Below are 17932 nucleotides of genomic sequence, written 5' to 3'. Positions count from 1 at the left end.
GGGCCGGCTCTATCCTTCCCGGCCCTATTTCAATGATTCAACTAACACGCCTTAATGGCAAAACATTTTCATTGAATGCTTTATACATAGAAACAGTCGAATCCTTTCCAGATACGACCATTACGCTAACGACTGGGCGGAAATATATTGTAAAGGAAACTGAAGAAGAAGTTAGAAAAAAAGTGACAAATTATTATCGCACGATTCAAGTGCTTTCTAACCCCCATCTACGAGGTGATGAAAATGAAGAATAATAAATTATTAACAGTAATGCTCATCATTTTAGTGTCGATTACGTTAATTGGGGTTGTACTTGTAGTTTTATTGACTCAATTCAATAAACAATCTACAACCCTCGAACCAACCATCGATAAAATTATCGAATCTAGCGTAGATGTACCTGAAATAACGACCAATTTAGCAGATGGAAATTATATTCGCATTGAATTGAAAATTCAAACAGATAGCCCTAAAGCAGCAAAGGAACTAGCTAAACGCGACTTCCAAACAAATAACATTATCATAGAGGAGCTATCTGAATTAACGGAGGAAAACCTAAAAGGAAAAGAAGGAAAAATTCTATTAGAATCAACGATTAAAGCCCGATTAAATGAATTGATGCAAGAGGGTGAAGTGCAACAAGTATACATTACCTCCTACATCATTCAGTAAAGAAATCTGTTGAAATGGAGGTGGTCAAATGCCAGGTGATGTATTATCCCAATCGGAAATCGATGCGCTGCTTTCAGCAATCTCTACTGGGGAAATGTCAGCAGATGAAATGAAGAAAGAAGAAGAAAAGAAAAAAGTCAAAGTTTATGATTTCAAGCGTGCCCTTCGTTTTTCAAAGGATCAAATTCGAAGTCTGACGCGAATTCATGAAAACTTTGCAAGACTTTTAACTACATTCTTTTCTGCTCAACTTAGAACATATGTACAAATTTCTGTAGCATCTGTTGACCAAATTCCCTTTGAAGAATTTGTTCGCTCGATTCCAAATATGACATTAATAAATGTATTTGAAGTACCGCCTTTAGATGGTAATATTTTAATGGAGATCAATCCAAACATTGCTTACTCCATGTTAGATCGCCTCATGGGTGGTAGCGGTACAAGTTATTCAAATGTTGACAATTTAACTGAAATCGAACAAAAAATCATGACAAACTTATTTGAACGTTCCTTCGATAATTTGCGTGAAGCTTGGGAAAATATCGCTGAAATTGACCCAATGCTTGTTGAACTCGAAGTGAACCCACAATTTTTACAAATGATTTCACCAAATGAAACAGTAATCGTTATTTCAATGAATACCGTTATTGGTGAAACTTCTGGCATGATTAACATTTGTATTCCACATGTCGTATTGGAACCAATTATACATAATTTGTCTGTCCAATACTGGATGCAATCGAATACAAAAGAGCCAACAGAAGCACAAATCAAAGCGTTAGAAACAAAAGTAAAACAATCTGACTTACAGCTCGTAGCTGAACTCGGTACATCTACGATTTCAATCGAAGACTTTTTAACGATGAATATCGGTGATGTCATCCAGCTCGATCAGAAAATTTCTGATCCATTAATTCTTAGAATTGGAGATATTCCAAAATTTACTGTTCAGCCGGGTAAATTAAAGAAAAAAATGGCAGTTCAGATTATTGAGACTTTGAAAGGAGGAGAAGAAGATGAGTGATGATATGCTCTCCCAAGAAGAAATTGAAGCCCTACTTCGAGGTGAAACACTAGATGATAAAATCGAGGAAATGGCTTCAAATTCTAAAACAAATTCAAACGAAAAATTAGTTGTTGAAGATTATTTAACAGAAGTGGAACGCGATGCGTTAGGTGAAATAGGAAATATTTCTTTCGGGAGCTCAGCAACTGCACTATCTTCATTGTTAGGGCAAAAAGTTGAAATAACAACTCCTGTAGTGTCACTAATTAATAGAAATAATTTGGAAGAAGAATTTCCACATCCATATGTTGCTGTATCAGTAGAATATACAACTGGTATAAGCGGTGTGAATTTATTAGTCATTAAACAATCAGACGCTGCAATCATTGCAGATTTAATGCTTGGAGGAGATGGACGCAATCCGAACCCAGATTTAGGAGAAATCCAATTAAGTGCTGTTCAAGAAGCGATGAATCAAATGATGGGTTCAGCTGCAACCTCCATGTCTACGATGTTTAACAAAAAAGTAGATATTTCACCACCTTCTCTAGCTTTACTAAATATTAAGGAAAATGAAGGTGAAGAGAATATTCCTGATGATGAAATATTGGTAAGAGTTTCCTTCCGTTTACTCATCGGGGATTTAGTAGATTCTACAATCATGGAATTACTACCATTAGATCTAAGTAAAAAGCTTGTAAAATCCTTATTCGGTGAAAATGCAGATGCGAATCAACCTGAGGCACAACCTCATGCACAAGCTGAGCCGAAACAATTAACTGCATCGCCAATGCAACAAAGCACAACATCGCAATTGGAACAACCAATACAACAGGCTAATCAACCAGTATATCAGCAGCAAGCTGCTACTACTCATGAAATACCAAGTTTTACAACTTATTCACAACCAAAACCTCAGCCGGTAAATGTTCAACAAGCACAATTTGCAACATTTGAACAACCGAAGATGACAGAGGCAGAAGCTCGAAATTTAAATATGTTACTTGATATTCCTTTACAAGTAACTGTTGAATTAGGACGGACGAAGCATTCAGTGAAAGAAATTTTACAATTAGCTTCAGGTTCCATTATAGAGCTAGATCGTCTTGCTGGTGAGCCAGTTGATATATTGGTAAATAATCGTCTAATTGCGAAGGGTGAAGTTGTAGTCATTGATGAAAACTTTGGTGTGAGAATTACAGATATTATCAGTCAGAAAGAACGCATCAATAATCTAAGATAGATGTAATAATGGAGGAATCTTACTATGTCTAAAAAAATCTTAATAGTTGACGATGCAGCATTTATGCGCATGATGATTAAAGATATTTTGACGAAGAATGGCTATGAAGTAGTTGGAGAGGCAGCAGATGGAATGCAGGCTGTAGAAAAATATAATGAATTGCGACCAGATTTAGTGACAATGGACATCACGATGCCAGAAATGGACGGCATAACAGCATTGAAACAAATTAAATCGATTGATCCAAACGCTGTTGTAATTATGTGTTCAGCTATGGGTCAACAAGCGATGGTCATTGATGCCATCCAAGCGGGTGCGAAAGACTTTATCGTAAAACCATTCCAAACAGATCGTGTTATTGAAGCAATCCAAAAAGCAATAGGTTGATAGGAAAGATGAAAAACCTTTATAAAAAAATTAGCATTGTCCTTATGTTGTTCGCAGTTTTTATAATGACTGCTCCAGCACAGCTCACTTTTGCGAACCAAAAAAATAAAATGATTGACGAAGGCTATTTTGATAATCCTGAAACTTTCAATCAAGATTCTACAGCTGTCAAAGAATCGGCAGCTGTAGGTCTTACAGCTTGGGATTATATCAAAATGCTGCTCGCACTCATTTTTGTACTCTTATTATTAATTTGGGTGTTAAAGTTTATTAATAAAAAAAGCTATCATTTTCAACAAAATCAAATTGTTCGAAATATCGGTGGTATTTCAGTAGGTTCACAAAAGTCTGTTCAAATTTTGCAAATTGGAGATAAGCTGTACATCGTTGGTGTAGGTGAAAATGTAGAACTCATTAAGGAAATTTCAAATCGTGATGAAATTGACAAGTTGCTTAATCTTTACAATGAAAAACAAATGTTAACAACAAGTCCACCATTCATTGCAGAATTATTTAAAAAATTGAAAGGGCAGTCAAAAACGCGTGAAAATAGTAATCATTCAGATTTCGGGAATATGTTAAATCAGCGTTTATCTGAAATTCAAAAGATGCGTCGCGACGAGCTCGAAAAATGGAAGGAAAAGGAGCACGATAAATAATGGAACAATTTATCTCATTCTTTTCTGACTCTGATCCTACGAACGTCGCTACTTCTGTAAAATTACTATTATTATTGACAGTATTATCACTTGCACCAAGTATTTTAATTTTAATGACATCATTTACACGTATCGTCATAGTCCTTTCGTTTACTCGGACAGCTTTAGCGACGAATCAAACGCCTCCCAATCAAGTAATTATTGGGTTAGCATTATTTTTAACTTTCTTTATTATGGCTCCAACCTTCCAACAAGTAAATGATGAAGCATTGCAACCGCTCTTTAACGAAGAGATTGGCCTTGAAGAAGCATATTCTAGAGCAAGTCTTCCATTTAAGGAATTTATGGCAAAACATACAAGACAAGGAGATTTGGAACTGTTTTTACAATATAGTCAAGCAGAAAGACCACAATCCATTGAGGAGATTCCTTTAACCATATTGGTACCGGCTTATGCTTTGAGTGAATTGAAAACCGCTTTCCAAATGGGATTTATGATTTTCATTCCGTTTATTGTCATTGATATGGTTGTAGCAAGTGTACTCATGTCTATGGGGATGATGATGTTACCGCCTGTCATGATTTCGTTGCCATTTAAGATTTTATTATTTGTACTTGTCGATGGATGGTATTTAGTCATTAAATCTTTACTCCAAAGTTTCTAAGGGAGGAAACTCAATGTCACAATTAACAGTCATTCAAATAGCTGAACAAGCGGTATGGGTTGTCCTCTTAGTTGCAGGTCCACTAATGTTAGTCGCTTTAGTTACTGGTCTAATCATCAGCATTTTCCAAGCTACAACGTCTATTCAAGAACAAACATTGGCGTTTGCTCCGAAAATAATTGCGGTGTTAGTAGCCATCGTATTTTTTGGACCATGGATGGTGTCAAAAATGTCAGAATACTTTATTGACATCTTGAACAACTTAACGCGATACATAGGGTGACATAAATGTTAGAAATCATACCACAATTTTCTGTATTCCTATTAATGTTTGTAAGGATTTCTGCATTTTTTGTTACCGTCCCTTTTTTTTCATATCGTACGATACCACCCCAATTAAAAATTTTGTTAGCTTTAATGCTTGCTTGGATGATGTATTATACGATTCAAACAGAAGTGATTCCAATTGATGGGAATTACATATTGCTTATTATGAAAGAAGCGATGATTGGGCTTATTATTGGATTAGCTGCAACCATCATAATATCCATCGTACAAATAGCTGGTGGTTTTATCGATTTTGAAATGGGATTTGCCATGGCAAATATCGTTGATCCGCTTACCGGTGCACAAAGTCCAATGATGGGACAATTTTTTAACTTACTAATTTTATATTTATTAATTGCTACTAACGGTCACCACCTTATTTTAGATGGAATTTACTATAGTTATCAGTTTATTCCAATTAATCATTTTCCGAACTTTGGGGATGCTGGCATGGCGGAATTTACAGTAAAGTTGATTGCTGTAGTCTTTTCGGTTGCTTTTCAAATGTCAGCACCTTTAGTAGCAGCATTGTTTTTATTAACGCTTGCTATTGGTATTACCGGAAAAACGGTTCCTCAATTAAATATTTTTATTATCGGATTTCCATTAAAGATTATCGTAGGATTTCTTGTATTGTTCATTTCAATGGGGATTATGATTGAAGTGATGCAAAAGGTGATTGAATTAATGATTACCGTTATGCGTGAATTCATGCAGTTTTTAGGTGGTGCATAATTTGAAGTTACTGCTTCCTTTAGACTTACAATATTTTGCTGGTGAAAAAACAGAAAAAGCGACTCCAAAGAAACGGAAAGATGCTCGAAAAAAGGGACAAGTTGTAAAAAGCCAAGATTTTTCGTCAGCGATTTTGTTTTTAATCCTTTTTCTTTTTCTCACCTTTATGGCACCGTTTATGTTTAAAGGTCTCCTTTCTTTTTTTATACAAGCCTTTGAAAAATACATACTTTTTGAGACAGTGACAGTCGATACCATCATGAATATCTATGTTGATTCTATTTCAGAAATGGCTGTCATTTTATTACCGGTGATGGTAGTAGCAATGGTTGTGGCAATGTTCTCTAACTTTTTACAATTTGGTTTCTTGTTTACAACAGAAACAATGAAATTTGATTTGAAAAAGATTGATCCAATAAAAGGGATTAAGAAAATTATTTCATTAAGAGCTATTGTGAACTTAATTAAGTCTTTGTTAAAAGTAGCATTTATTGGGACAGTAACTGGATTTGTTATTTGGCTTAATTTTGACGATGTATTGTCTTTAGCATTTCATAGCCCTTGGGAAGCATTAATAATAGTTGCAAAACTAACGGCTATGATGGGCATCGCTAGTGCCATTGCCTTACTATTAGTCGCTATTCTTGATTACATATATGAAAAATTCGATTATGAAAAAAAATTAAGAATGTCGAAACAGGACATTAAAGATGAGTATAAAAATACGGAAGGGGACCCACTCATCAAATCGAAAATTAAGCAACGGCAGAGAGAAATGGCTATGCGACGCATGATGCAAGAAGTTCCGAAAGCGGATGTGGTTATTACAAACCCAACTCACTTTGCAGTTGCCTTAAGATATGATGATGAGTCCATGGAAGCTCCTAAAGTCGTTGCAAAAGGTGTCGACTTTGTAGCACAAAAAATCAAATTAATTGCAAAGGAAAATGATATCGTCATGGTAGAAAATCGACCATTAGCAAGGGCGCTATATGATCAAGTGGAAATTGGTGAAGAAGTGCCTGAAGAATTTTTCAAAGCAGTGGCAGAAATATTAGCTTATGTTTATCGAGTTAAACGTAAAATTTAGTTTGTAGGAGGGAAAAACATGAAATTTCGCGACTTAGGAGTATTAGCATTTATCATCGTAATAGTAGCGATGCTCGTAATCCCTCTACCAACATGGTTGCTAAGTTTTTTAATCATCATTAATATTACGCTTTCTTTACTTGTATTGCTCACTGCAATGAACATGAAAGAGGCGTTGCAATTTGCGATTTTCCCGTCAATTATATTGATTTTGACGTTGTTCCGACTTGGTGTGAGTATTTCAACTACTCGTGCCATTCTTTCCCAAGGAGATGCAGGTGACGTCGTTGAAACGTTCGGGGAATTCGTAACGGGCGGTAATATACTAGTTGGTTTAGTTATTTTCATGTTGCTTGTCATTGTGAACTTTATCGTTATTACGAAAGGTTCAGAACGGGTTGCGGAAGTAGCAGCACGTTTCACGTTAGATGCGATGCCTGGTAAGCAAATGAGTATTGATGCAGATTTGAATGCAGGATTAATTTCTGAAAAGGAAGCACGGGAACGTCGCGATAAAGTTGCGAAAGAAGCAGATTTCTATGGGGCGATGGATGGTGCTACGAAATTTGTAAAAGGTGACGCCATTGCTTCCATCATCATGGTATTTATAAACTTAATTTTTGGTTTGTTTATTGGGATGTTACAAATGGGATATTCTTTTTCTGAAGCGGCAGACCACTTCTCCAAATTAACAGTCGGTGATGGTCTCGTTGCTCAAATTCCAGCCTTACTTGTATCAACAGCAACAGGTCTCGTAGTAACTCGAGCAGCAAGCGATGGTAATCTCGGAGAAGATATAATAGGGCAATTATTCTCTCAAGCGAAATTGCTTTATGTAGCAGCGGGAACCATTTTCTTGCTTGGCCTCTTTACTCCGATTCCTGACTGGATTACAATTCCAATTGCTGCATTACTTGCCATTGGAGCCTTTTTAATGAGTCGCAAAAAAGAAGAGGACCCAGAAGAATTGTTGGAAATTGAGGAAGAACAAGTAACCGATACAATGAAGAGTCCAGAAAATGTTGTCAATTTATTAAATGTTGATCCAATTGAATTTGAATTTGGTTATGGTTTAATTCCTTTAGTTGATGCGCAGCAAGGCGGGGATTTGCTTGACCGAGTTGTGATGATTCGTCGTCAGCTTGCATTAGAACTAGGTCTTGTAATTCCTGTTGTACGCATTCGAGATAACATCCAATTACAGCCGAATGAGTATCGTATTAAAATTAAAGGAAATGAAATGGCAAGGGGAGAATTATTATTAGACCATTATTTAGCGATGAGCCCTGGTGATGACGATTCGATTGAAGGTATTGATACAATTGAACCATCTTTTGGTCTCCCTGCAAAATGGATTACTGAGGAAGTAAAAGAAGAGGCGGAGATGCGAGGATTTACTGTTGTTGACCCGCCAAGTGTTGTATCCACACATTTAACAGAAGTCATTCGTGCAAACGCTCATGAACTACTCGGTCGACAAGAAACAAAGCAACTGATCGATCATTTGAGAGAAACACATGCTATTTTAGTCGACGAACTAACACCAACCCCATTATCGATTGGTGAAATTCAAAAAGTACTCGCAAAATTATTAAAGGAACATGTTTCGATTCGCAACTTACCAGTTATTTTTGAAACTTTGGCAGATTATGCAAAATTGACAAGTGACACGGATGTACTAACAGAATACGTAAGACAAGCCCTTGCACGACAAATTACAAGGCAATATGTACAAGACGGATCGCAATTAAAAGTAATTACCGTTCCGGCAAAATTAGAAAAAATCATTGCAGATAGCGTTCAGCAAACAGAACATGGAAATTACTTGGCGATGGATCCGCAAGAATCTCAAAACGTTCTTGAGTCCATTGCAAAAGAAGTGGAAAGAGTTTCATACATGGAACAAACGCCAATTATTTTATGTTCACCAGGTATTCGAATGTATTTAAGACAATTAACGGAACGATATTTCCCACAAATTCCTATATTGTCTTATAACGAATTGGATGCCAACGTTGAAATCCAAAGTGTTGGGGTGGTGACCGTTGAATGAAAATGAAAAAATATATAGCACCTTCTATTGCTGAAGCGATGAAACAAGTGCGTTCAGAATTAGGTGAAGATGCTGTCATCATCAATTCTAAAGTAATTGTCAAAAAGAAATTTTTCGGTTTGATAAGACAGAAAAATTTTGAGGTTCTGGCTGGAATTGACGTAGTTGAACGTCCAAAATTTGATATGCCAGAACAAATGGATAGCCCTGTGAAAGTTCAGCCCATCGTTCCAAAAAAAGACGAACAACCTGTAGCAGGAAATGTTTCGGAGCTAAAAGAAGAGATTGCCAGCTTAAAAAAAATATTACAATCAATGAAACATGAATCAATTCAATCTTCATTGCCTGATGAACTTAAACCATTTGCTGAATATATGAAACGTCAAGAGCTTAATCAAGAGCTCATCACGGCCATTTGTGATGAGCTTTTTGTACATATGCAAACGACGAAGGAAATATCTAATCAAGAAATAAAAAACATTGCAAAAAAAGTTTTACAAGCGAAACTTTCTCCCCTCCCATTAGGAGGTTTATCCTATGAGAAAAAATACGTGTGTGTCTTAGGTCCGACAGGGGTAGGAAAAACAACGACGATTGCTAAAATGGCAGCTCGAAGTGTTTTGGAGAAGAAGAAAAAAATCGGATTTATAACAACCGATACATATCGAATTGCAGCAATCGAACAGTTAAAAACATACGCTAATCTTCTTCAAGCCCCCGTAGAGATTGTTTACAACTTCAATGATTATAAAGAAGCAATTAAAAAATTTGAACATTTAGATTTAGTGTTCATTGATACAGCTGGGCGCAACTATAAAGAAGCAAAATATGTGAATGAATTAAAGAAACTGATTTCTTTCGATGAAGAAGTTGAATCTTATCTTGTTCTATCTTTGACTGCTAAAGAGAAAGATATCGAAACGATTATCGAACAATTTAATGAATTACCTGTTGAGAAGTTTGTCTTCACTAAAATTGACGAAACAAATTCTATTGGCGCGATGTATAATTTAATGATTAAATATAATAAAGGACTTGCTTACTATACAACTGGGCAAGAAGTACCGGAAGATATTGAAGAAGCAACTGCAGACAAATTACTTGAATTGTTCTTTCAAGGAGAATTCAAATGAGAGATCAAGCAGAAAAATTGCGAATGAAAATGTTGGAGCGTCAAGGTGCATTAGGGAGATCCATCGCTGTTGTTAGCGGTAAAGGCGGAGTAGGAAAGAGTAATTTTACAACAAACTTTGCTATTAATCTAGCGAAACGTGGGAAAAAAGTTGTCATATTAGATATGGATCTCGGAATGGCAAATGTTCACATTTTAATAGGAAAACAGGCTCAATATAATTTGAAGGACTATTTAGAAGGACATGTTTCATTCAAAGAAATCATTTATGCAGGTCCACAAGACATTCATTACATTTCCGGAGGTTCCTGTTTTTCATCGGTCATTGAATGGTCAGAAGAGATGTTTGATGCCTTCATACATGCATTTGAAGAATTGCAGAAAAATTATGATTATATTTTATTCGATATGGGAGCAGGAGCAACAAATTGGGCGCTAGATGTGGTTACGTCCATTGAGGAAGTCATTGTAATCACAACTGCTGAGCCAACTTCGATTACAGATGCCTATTCAATGATGAAATTCATTTATTTAAAAGAACCGAGCAAAACATTTTATCTATTATGTAATCGAGCGTTTTCAAATGAAGAAGGAAGGGAAACGTTGCAGAGGCTAAAAAATGCAATGTTGAAATTTTTATCAAAAGAAGTTGTGATTCTTGGTTGGTTGCCAGAGGATAGTGCAGTCAGAAAAGCAGTGATTGAGCAAGTACCTTTTTCAATTTCATATCCAAATGCTCAAATTTCAAAATCATTACATGAAATTGTAAATCGTTTTATTCATAAAAAGTTAGGAGAAGAGATTCCTCTTCCATCCAATTCATTTATAACTAGACTAAAACGTATTTTCTCGAAAGGTCGTGATTAATTGGAACCTTCGAAAAAACATAAATTGCTAATAGTAGACGATTCCGCTTTCATGAGGAAAGTAATCAGTGATTTCTTTCATCAACATCCATCGATTGAAGTAATTGGTACAGCAAGGAATGGAAAGGATGCCATTCAAAAAATTCAACAACTAAACCCAGATGTTGTCACAATGGATGTTGAAATGCCGGAATTAAATGGTATTGAAACGTTAAAGCATATAATGGAAGTTTCCCCTGTTCCTGTCGTTATGATATCCAGTTTTACTGAAAAAGGTGCTCAGAAAACATTGCAGGCAATGGAATATGGGGCAGTTGATTTTGTGACAAAACCTGGGGGCACGATTTCTCTTGATTTACATAAAGTTAAGGACGAGCTTATTCGAAAAGTAGAGCTCGCTTCAAAAATTCCGATTGAAAAATTAAGAAAGCAAATTAATCCAAAAAAACATTATATAAACAATATTCAACAAGAAACAACCCTAAACACTAATGAAACGCATGTAGTAACAGAATTTTCATCTACTAGTAATAAAAATTGGACAAAAACTTCAGAGAAGATTGTATTAATAGGTACATCAACTGGTGGGCCACGAGCTTTGCAAGAAGTGATTACAAATTTGCCTGAATCCTTATCGGCACCCATATTAATTGTTCAACATATGCCACCAGGGTTTACAAAATCATTAGCAGACAGGTTAAACCATCTTAGTAAAATCCGAGTGAAGGAAGCTGAACAGGGTGAAATTGTTGAAAAAGGAACTGCTTATATTGCACCAGGTGGTTACCATTTAAAAATGAAAAAAAATGGCCAACATTATCAAATTGTTTTAGATAATCAGGAACCACCAAGAGCTGGCCACAGACCAAGCGTTGATGTTCTCTTTGAAAATATTAGCCAGTTTAATGAATTAGATAAAATTGCAATCATCATGACTGGGATGGGTAATGACGGTTCTAAAGGGTTAATGGCATTGAAGAAATCTGGAAATGTCATCGCGATTGCTGAATCAGCTGAAACTTGTATCGTTTATGGTATGCCAAAAGCTGCCGTTGAGACAAAGTTAGTTGATGAAGTAGTCAATTTAGATGAAATTTCAGAGACAATGATGAAATATTTGTCATAAAGGGAGTGTTTTCGAATGGAAATGAATCAGCAATATTTGGACATGTTTATAGAAGAAAGTAAAGAACATTTACAAGCTTGTAGTGATCAATTATTAGAACTTGAAAAGAATCCGAATGATTTATCCATCGTTAATGAGATTTTCCGCTCGGCTCATACATTAAAAGGAATGGCTGCTACGATGGGATTTGAAGACTTAGCGGATTTAACACATAAAATGGAAAACGTTCTAGATGCCATTCGAAATGAAAAAATCGTTGTTGATTCAAATCTATTAGATATTGTATTTGAATCGGTAGACCATTTAGAAGCGATGATAGTGGATATAGCAAATGGCGGTGATGGGAAACGGGATGTTTCCGATATAGTATCGAAATTAAAAGCGATTGAAGCAGGTCAACTGATTCCTACAAGCACTCCAACTGAACAAGAAATAGCAGCAGATGTATACACGGAAGAACCTACTACTGACCGATATTTAATTTATGATGAGTACGATGTTACGGTATTGCAACAATCGAAAGAACAAGGTTTTAATGTCTATGAAATTACTGTTTCCCTTCGACCTGACTGTCTATTAAAGGCAGCACGAGTATACATGGTTTTTGAGGTTTTAGAAAAAAATGGTGAAGTATTAAAATCTTTCCCAACGGTTGAAAAGCTTGAGGAAGAACAGTTCGATCAAACATTCCAAGTAACATTCATTACGAAAGATTCTGCGGAAGAAATTCAAAAGAAAATTAATAAAGTTTCTGAGATTGATAAAGTTGTAGTAATACCATTGACGAAAGAAATGATTAAAGAGGCCAGCAAAGAAGAATTGGTTTCAAAAGAACAACTTCAACAAGAATCAAAAAAATCTGAACAACAACCTTCAAAACAGCAGAAAAAGTCTGAACCGTTAAAGAAAGAATCGAATGCGACGAAACAAAGTGCACAGTCAAAAACGATTCGGGTAAGCATTGAGCGCCTTGATATTTTAATGAATCTATTTGAAGAATTAGTAATAGACCGTGGACGATTACAATCGATTGCGACAGATGTTAAACATTCAGAATTAACAGAAACAGTTGAGCGAATGAGCCGTACGATGGGAGATTTACAAAATATTGTCCTTACAATGCGGATGATTCCAATTGAAACTGTATTTAACCGCTTCCCTAAAATGGTTCGTTCTTTATCCAGAGATTTAAATAAAAAAATAAATCTGGAAATTATCGGTGCAGAAACGGAACTAGACCGTACAGTAATCGATGAAATTGGTGATCCGTTAGTTCACCTAATCCGTAATTCTGTAGACCATGGTATCGAAAGTCCGGAAGTGAGAAAAGCAAAAGGTAAACCAGAAGAAGGTACGGTCATCTTACGGGCATATCATAGCGGAAATTATGTATTTATTGAAATAGAAGATGACGGAGCTGGAATCAACAAAGATAAAGTATTAAAAAAGGCAATCGATCGAGGTATTGTGACGAAAGAATCGGCGTTAGTATTAACCGATAAGCAAATCAACGAACTCATATTTGAATCAGGTTTCTCAACAGCTGAAAAGATAACGGATGTTTCTGGGCGCGGTGTCGGCTTAGACGTAGTAAAAACAACGATTCAATCTCTTGGAGGCAGCATTTCTATTGAGTCAGAACAAGATGTTGGTTCGAAATTCTCCATTCAATTGCCATTAACTCTATCTATTATTTCTGTCATGCTCGTAGAAATTGAGAAAGAAATTTATGCGATTCCGTTATCATCAATTATCGAAACTTCAATTATTAAAAAATCTGAGATTTTAAATGCTCATAATCAAAAAGTAATTGATTTCCGAGGAAAAGTTGTTCCGTTAATTTTCTTAGATGAAGTATTTGAAGTACCGCGCAATGAAATTTATGATGATGAATATTTATCTGTTGTGATTGTTCGAAAAGGTGATAAATTAGCTGGTTTAGTCGTTGATTCATTCATTGGCCAACAAGAAATTGTTTTAAAATCATTAGGCAATTATTTAAAAAATATTTTTGCCATTTCAGGTGCAACAATTTTAGGTAATGGACAAGTAGCGTTAATTATTGATATTAATGCGTTAATGAAATAATTCCATGAAATGAGGTGTTGTAAATGGCAACTGTTGTGGAGCAAGAAAGTATAAAAGTAATAGTTTTCCAATTAATGGATAAGGAATATGCTATTCCTGTAAGCCAAGTTCAAGGTATTGAGAAAATGATGCATATTACTCGAGTACCAAGAACAGAAAAATTCGTAAAAGGTGTCATCAATTTGCGCGGAGTTGTAACACCTATTATCGATTTGCGTGAACGTTTTGGTCTTCCATCAGCTGAAAATACTGAATCTGTGAGAATTATTATTGTTCAGTTTGATGACATGGAAGTAGGATTTGTAGTAGATTCCGCGAACGATGTCATTGATCTTCCAGTGAATTCTATTGAACCTCAACCAGAAGTAGTAGGTGTGATAGAAGAAGCATTCATCTCAGGGGTTGCTAAAATTGATAATCGTTTATTAATATTGCTACATTTAGATAAAGTATTAAATATATCTGAATAGTATATTAAAAAAGTAGGGATTCATATGGGGCATCCTAAAATTAATTCTATGCATTTAGATATTCTGAAGGAGATTGGAAATATCGGTGCAGCTCATGCAGCGACTGCTTTATCGGATTTGCTAAAGAAAAAAATCGAAATGCGCGTCCCAAAAGTAGAAATGATTACATTTAATGAAATGATGGATTTAGCTGGCGGACCGGAAAAAGTCGTTGTTGGTATTTTCTTGCGAATCGAAGGCGATTTAGAAGGAAGCATGTTTTTCATATTACCGATTGAACAGGCCAATCGGTTCATTCAACATCTCATTCAAGATGACCAGTTCGATTTTCGATCCAATGGCTCTTTCATCGGAATGTCTGCAATGCAAGAAATGGGAAACATATTATCTGGATCTTATCTATCCGCCTTGTCTGATTTTTTGCAATTAAAAATGTATCCTACAGTACCTGGTTTAAGCATTGATATGTTTGGGGCAATCATTAGTATTGGCCTCATTGAAATTTCTCAAGTAAGCGACTATGTGATTGTCATCAATACATCCATTTCGGAAGAAGGGCTTGAAAATACAGAAATGAAAGGGCACTTTTTATTATTACCTGACCCTGAGTCTTTTAACGTAATATTTAAGGCGTTAGGGGTCGAATAGTATGTTTGCATCGAAGGAAGGAAAGGTAGTTAAAGTTGGAATTGCCCAAATGGATGTAGTCAAATCTCCGGATACGATTCGAACTTCGGGACTAGGCTCATGTGTGGGAGTAGTTTTATATGATGAAACGAAGAAGGTTGCAGGGCTTGTTCATATTATGTTACCGGATTCTTCATTAAGCCGTTCAGAAACAATCAATTGTGCAAAATTTGCCGATACTGGTATTCAAGGTCTACTAGAGATGTTATTAGTAGAAGGGGCTCAAAAGTATCGGTTAAAGGCCAAAATAGCTGGTGGAGCCCAAATGTTCCAATTTGCTTCAGATAAGAATATGATGAGAATAGGTCCTCGCAACGTTGAAGCTGTGAAAAAAGTATTAAAAGAATTGGGGATTCCTCTCATTGCGGAAGATACAGGTGGTAATAGCGGTAGGACGATTGAATTTGATCCTGATACTAGTAAATTAATGATTCGGACAGTCAATAAAGGAGTGAGTGAAATATGATGTATGGCTCTATATTTTATAATTGTTGGGGTAGTTTAATAGCATTTACCATTACCTTTGCGATTATGTATCAAATTTCTATATTTCCTTCGCAGATTTTGCTTGTTTCATTCATTGTTGCACTCGCTGCCTTTGTTGTAATGTTCGCTGTACGGTATTTAATAGGCTATATTTTGTATACACCTGATGACGCACTTTTTGCAGATTTTATTGAAGAAGTTGCATCTGAGAACAGTGAAAATATAATGGATGAGGAAATGGATAATAGCTTTAAAAGAGCTTCTAATGATTTTCAAGATGAAAATCCAGAAGAAATTGCAGATGTCGTGCGTAGATTGCTAGAAGAAAGAGATACCTAAGAACTATTTTATAAATTGTAGAGAGCCGAATTTAGGCTCTTTTTTCATATCTATTAAGAGGAATTTCCTAATGGTCAGTAAATGATTTAGTCCTATAGAATGCTGTGTTTTTTAGACCTATATTTGGTATAATAATGGAAAGAAAAGCGTTTGTTAAAGAAAGGTGGATTCGATGGTAAGTAAGCTAGATGAACAAAAATTATGGAATAGCTGGATAAAAGATCGAGATCCGCATGCAGGGAATTTACTAATAAAAAAATACATACCGCTTGTGTCCTATCATGTTCAACGTATAGGTACTGGATTGCCAAAAAATGTGTCTCGGGATGATTTGACTAGCTTAGGTATGATGGGACTATTTGATGCTTTAAATAAATTTGATATTAATAGAGATTTAAAATTTGATACATACGCATCTTTTCGTGTACGGGGAGCCATTATTGATGGCCTAAGAAAAGAGGATTGGCTACCGCGTACTGCAAGGGAAAAAGCGAAAAAAATGGAAACTACAATTGAACAATTAGAACAAAAATTAATGCGCCATGCAACACCTGAAGAACTGGCAGAACATATGAATATGCCTGTCGAAGAAGTATATCAAACAGTACAAGAACATTTCTTTTCAAATATATTATCTCTAAACGAAACGCAGCAAGATTCTGAAGATGCTGATGGGAAAGCTTGTGTCATTCGAGATGAAAATACACGAACACCTGAACAAGAGGCGCTTCATAAAGAACTAGTGGACGAACTTGCTGAAAATATTAAAAAGTTAAGTGAGAAGGAACAACTCGTATTAAGTCTTTTTTATTCTGAAGAAATGACATTGACGGAAATTGGTGAAATGTTAGATTTATCCACTTCTCGTATTTCACAGATCCACTCAAAAGCGTTATTGAAATTAAGAAAACTGCTATCAAGCGAGGCTAATGCTTAAATTAGGAGGAGCTAATGAGTTTAAAAGGTGTTGAATTACAAATTGCTATTCCGAAAACTGTTGACGCTGGGAAAATGGTTGGGGAGCATCAACAGCACGTCGTTCAGCAACAATATAATGCTAACGAGGCGTTAAAAAGAGAGATTGAAAGAAAGCAGCTTACCGTGAATGACACCGAAAAAATCTCTGAAGTTTCTGAAGAAGAAAAGGAAAAAGAACGAAAAGGAAAACAATCATCCAACAATCACAATGGACAAAAGAAACAACAACAACAACAAGAACAGCAGAAAGCACAACATCCATATAAAGGAAAGTATATAGATTTTAGCGGATAGGAGATTTTATGACTACAATATTCATCATTCTATTGATTATTTCTCAATTGATTAGCTTTTTCCTCATTTTCATTCTAAATGCGAAAATCGCTAAATTTAAAGATTTGGAATTGCGGCAAGATAAATTAATGGAAGAAATGGAAAATGCAATTAGCGTCTATTTGTTGGAAATGAAGGAAGAAAATGAACGTTTTATTGATGAATTAACAAAGCTATCAAAACCTCAACCAAATGAAAGCTATAACATAGCAAATGAACAAATAAATAAACGAATTTCTGATCATATTAATAAAGACAGTGTTCAATTAAAAAATGAAGAAAACAATGGGAATCAAAAAATAGAAAAGTTGCAAGTGATTCCGAAAGCTGTTGCAAAAAATGCCTATATTCAACAACAAAAATCCCATACGTCAAATAGAGAGAAGTTGAATGAAGAGGCGGTAAATGAAGAAAAACAGCAAAAACTCACTGAAACTAATTTACAAATGACATCACCAACACTCAAAGAAAAAATCGTTGCTCTTCATCAAGAAGGTAAATCGATTGAGGAAATCGCAAAAATCACGCAAAAAGGAAAAACGGAAATTGAACTATTATTAAAGTTCAATGCATAAAATTTCTTGCACAGTA

22 protein-coding genes are annotated in these 17932 nt (G+C 35.5%); all 22 read left to right on the top strand.

What is annotated here, in order from left to right; all coding sequences use genetic code 11:
- The first annotated feature begins 32 nt into the window (after positions 1-32).
- Complete coding sequence (locus tag NSQ18_RS02530; protein ID WP_016836764.1) at positions 33-254, top strand: flagellar FlbD family protein; 222 nt, start codon at positions 33-35, stop codon at positions 252-254.
- Positions 244-672, top strand: coding sequence for a flagellar basal body-associated protein FliL (gene fliL / locus NSQ18_RS02525; protein ID WP_016836765.1), 429 nt, complete (start codon positions 244-246; stop codon positions 670-672). Before NSQ18_RS02530 ends, fliL begins: the two co-directional genes overlap by 11 nt.
- Positions 673-700: 28 nt before the next feature.
- Complete coding sequence (gene fliM, locus NSQ18_RS02520) at positions 701-1696, top strand: flagellar motor switch protein FliM (protein ID WP_016836766.1); 996 nt, start codon at positions 701-703, stop codon at positions 1694-1696.
- Positions 1689-2921: a flagellar motor switch phosphatase FliY gene (gene fliY / locus NSQ18_RS02515; RefSeq protein WP_339288858.1), complete on the top strand. Its 1233-nt coding sequence runs from the start codon at positions 1689-1691 to the stop codon at positions 2919-2921. Before fliM ends, fliY begins: the two co-directional genes overlap by 8 nt.
- A gap of 24 nt (positions 2922-2945) precedes the next feature.
- Positions 2946-3308: a response regulator gene (locus NSQ18_RS02510; RefSeq protein ID WP_339288856.1), complete on the top strand. Its 363-nt coding sequence runs from the start codon at positions 2946-2948 to the stop codon at positions 3306-3308.
- Positions 3309-3352: 44 nt separating this feature from the next.
- Positions 3353-3967, top strand: a complete 615-nt coding sequence (locus NSQ18_RS02505) for a flagellar biosynthetic protein FliO (protein ID WP_339288854.1) — start codon at positions 3353-3355, stop codon at positions 3965-3967.
- Positions 3967-4632: a flagellar type III secretion system pore protein FliP gene (gene fliP / locus NSQ18_RS02500; RefSeq protein WP_016836770.1), complete on the top strand. Its 666-nt coding sequence runs from the start codon at positions 3967-3969 to the stop codon at positions 4630-4632. Before NSQ18_RS02505 ends, fliP begins: the two co-directional genes overlap by 1 nt.
- Before the next feature lie 13 nt (positions 4633-4645).
- Positions 4646-4915 (top strand): flagellar biosynthesis protein FliQ, encoded by a 270-nt coding sequence (gene fliQ, locus NSQ18_RS02495; RefSeq protein WP_016836771.1) that lies wholly within the window; start codon positions 4646-4648, stop codon positions 4913-4915.
- Positions 4916-4920: 5 nt separating this feature from the next.
- Positions 4921-5694, top strand: a complete 774-nt coding sequence (gene fliR, locus NSQ18_RS02490; RefSeq protein ID WP_016836772.1) for a flagellar biosynthetic protein FliR — start codon at positions 4921-4923, stop codon at positions 5692-5694.
- 1 nt (position 5695) lies between these two features.
- On the top strand, positions 5696-6784 hold the full coding sequence (flhB, locus tag NSQ18_RS02485) for a flagellar biosynthesis protein FlhB (protein ID WP_016836773.1): 1089 nt from the start codon (positions 5696-5698) through the stop codon (positions 6782-6784).
- Between the two features lie 18 nt (positions 6785-6802).
- Positions 6803-8836, top strand: a complete 2034-nt coding sequence (flhA, locus tag NSQ18_RS02480) for a flagellar biosynthesis protein FlhA (protein ID WP_016836774.1) — start codon at positions 6803-6805, stop codon at positions 8834-8836.
- Positions 8833-9969 carry a flagellar biosynthesis protein FlhF gene (flhF, locus tag NSQ18_RS02475; RefSeq protein ID WP_016836775.1) on the top strand — a complete coding sequence of 379 codons (1137 nt, stop codon included), beginning with the start codon at positions 8833-8835 and terminating at the stop codon, positions 9967-9969. The genes flhA and flhF overlap by 4 nt, the downstream gene beginning before the upstream one ends.
- Positions 9966-10835 (top strand): MinD/ParA family protein, encoded by an 870-nt coding sequence (locus tag NSQ18_RS02470; RefSeq protein ID WP_339288851.1) that lies wholly within the window; start codon positions 9966-9968, stop codon positions 10833-10835. The genes flhF and NSQ18_RS02470 overlap by 4 nt, the downstream gene beginning before the upstream one ends.
- Entirely contained in the window at positions 10836-11960 is a 1125-nt protein-coding gene (locus NSQ18_RS02465; RefSeq protein WP_016836777.1) for a chemotaxis response regulator protein-glutamate methylesterase, read from the top strand. It abuts the gene before it with no gap.
- Positions 11961-11975: 15 nt separating this feature from the next.
- A complete protein-coding gene (locus tag NSQ18_RS02460; protein WP_016836778.1) occupies positions 11976-14048 on the top strand; it encodes a chemotaxis protein CheA in 2073 nt (690 codons plus the stop codon).
- A 23-nt stretch (positions 14049-14071) separates the two neighbouring features.
- Complete coding sequence (locus tag NSQ18_RS02455) at positions 14072-14518, top strand: chemotaxis protein CheW (protein WP_016836779.1); 447 nt, start codon at positions 14072-14074, stop codon at positions 14516-14518.
- A gap of 24 nt (positions 14519-14542) precedes the next feature.
- Positions 14543-15166, top strand: coding sequence for a chemotaxis protein CheC (locus NSQ18_RS02450; protein WP_016836780.1), 624 nt, complete (start codon positions 14543-14545; stop codon positions 15164-15166).
- A 1-nt stretch (position 15167) separates the two neighbouring features.
- A complete protein-coding gene (locus tag NSQ18_RS02445; RefSeq protein WP_016836781.1) occupies positions 15168-15671 on the top strand; it encodes a chemotaxis protein CheD in 504 nt (167 codons plus the stop codon).
- Positions 15668-16030, top strand: coding sequence for a hypothetical protein (locus tag NSQ18_RS02440; protein ID WP_016836782.1), 363 nt, complete (start codon positions 15668-15670; stop codon positions 16028-16030). Before NSQ18_RS02445 ends, NSQ18_RS02440 begins: the two co-directional genes overlap by 4 nt.
- A 172-nt stretch (positions 16031-16202) precedes the next feature.
- Positions 16203-16967 (top strand): FliA/WhiG family RNA polymerase sigma factor, encoded by a 765-nt coding sequence (locus NSQ18_RS02435; RefSeq protein WP_339288848.1) that lies wholly within the window; start codon positions 16203-16205, stop codon positions 16965-16967.
- Between the two features lie 14 nt (positions 16968-16981).
- On the top strand, positions 16982-17302 hold the full coding sequence (locus NSQ18_RS02430; protein WP_016836784.1) for a hypothetical protein: 321 nt from the start codon (positions 16982-16984) through the stop codon (positions 17300-17302).
- Between the two features lie 8 nt (positions 17303-17310).
- On the top strand, positions 17311-17916 hold the full coding sequence (locus NSQ18_RS02425) for a hypothetical protein (protein ID WP_016836785.1): 606 nt from the start codon (positions 17311-17313) through the stop codon (positions 17914-17916).
- The last annotated feature ends 16 nt before the right edge of the window (positions 17917-17932 follow it).

Origin of the sequence: Ureibacillus sp. FSL K6-0786, from assembly GCF_037965165.1 — a bacterium.
Taxonomy (GTDB): domain Bacteria; phylum Bacillota; class Bacilli; order Bacillales_A; family Planococcaceae; genus Ureibacillus; species Ureibacillus thermosphaericus.
This window is presented reverse-complemented; position numbering and strand designations above follow the sequence as displayed.

Coding starts and splice junctions, on each gene's coding strand:
- fliM (WP_016836766.1), top strand. CDS start 701: ATGCCAGGTGATGTATTATCCCAATCGGAAATCGATGCGCTGCTTTCA.
- fliL (WP_016836765.1), top strand. CDS start 244: ATGAAGAATAATAAATTATTAACAGTAATGCTCATCATTTTAGTGTCG.
- fliQ (WP_016836771.1), top strand. CDS start 4,646: ATGTCACAATTAACAGTCATTCAAATAGCTGAACAAGCGGTATGGGTT.
- NSQ18_RS02460 (WP_016836778.1), top strand. CDS start 11,976: ATGGAAATGAATCAGCAATATTTGGACATGTTTATAGAAGAAAGTAAA.
- NSQ18_RS02430 (WP_016836784.1), top strand. CDS start 16,982: ATGAGTTTAAAAGGTGTTGAATTACAAATTGCTATTCCGAAAACTGTT.
- fliY (WP_339288858.1), top strand. CDS start 1,689: ATGAGTGATGATATGCTCTCCCAAGAAGAAATTGAAGCCCTACTTCGA.
- NSQ18_RS02470 (WP_339288851.1), top strand. CDS start 9,966: ATGAGAGATCAAGCAGAAAAATTGCGAATGAAAATGTTGGAGCGTCAA.
- fliP (WP_016836770.1), top strand. CDS start 3,967: ATGGAACAATTTATCTCATTCTTTTCTGACTCTGATCCTACGAACGTC.
- NSQ18_RS02425 (WP_016836785.1), top strand. CDS start 17,311: ATGACTACAATATTCATCATTCTATTGATTATTTCTCAATTGATTAGC.
- fliR (WP_016836772.1), top strand. CDS start 4,921: ATGTTAGAAATCATACCACAATTTTCTGTATTCCTATTAATGTTTGTA.
- NSQ18_RS02435 (WP_339288848.1), top strand. CDS start 16,203: ATGGTAAGTAAGCTAGATGAACAAAAATTATGGAATAGCTGGATAAAA.
- flhA (WP_016836774.1), top strand. CDS start 6,803: ATGAAATTTCGCGACTTAGGAGTATTAGCATTTATCATCGTAATAGTA.
- flhF (WP_016836775.1), top strand. CDS start 8,833: ATGAAAATGAAAAAATATATAGCACCTTCTATTGCTGAAGCGATGAAA.
- NSQ18_RS02440 (WP_016836782.1), top strand. CDS start 15,668: ATGATGTATGGCTCTATATTTTATAATTGTTGGGGTAGTTTAATAGCA.
- NSQ18_RS02530 (WP_016836764.1), top strand. CDS start 33: ATGATTCAACTAACACGCCTTAATGGCAAAACATTTTCATTGAATGCT.
- NSQ18_RS02450 (WP_016836780.1), top strand. CDS start 14,543: ATGGGGCATCCTAAAATTAATTCTATGCATTTAGATATTCTGAAGGAG.
- NSQ18_RS02445 (WP_016836781.1), top strand. CDS start 15,168: ATGTTTGCATCGAAGGAAGGAAAGGTAGTTAAAGTTGGAATTGCCCAA.
- NSQ18_RS02505 (WP_339288854.1), top strand. CDS start 3,353: ATGTTGTTCGCAGTTTTTATAATGACTGCTCCAGCACAGCTCACTTTT.
- NSQ18_RS02510 (WP_339288856.1), top strand. CDS start 2,946: ATGTCTAAAAAAATCTTAATAGTTGACGATGCAGCATTTATGCGCATG.
- NSQ18_RS02455 (WP_016836779.1), top strand. CDS start 14,072: ATGGCAACTGTTGTGGAGCAAGAAAGTATAAAAGTAATAGTTTTCCAA.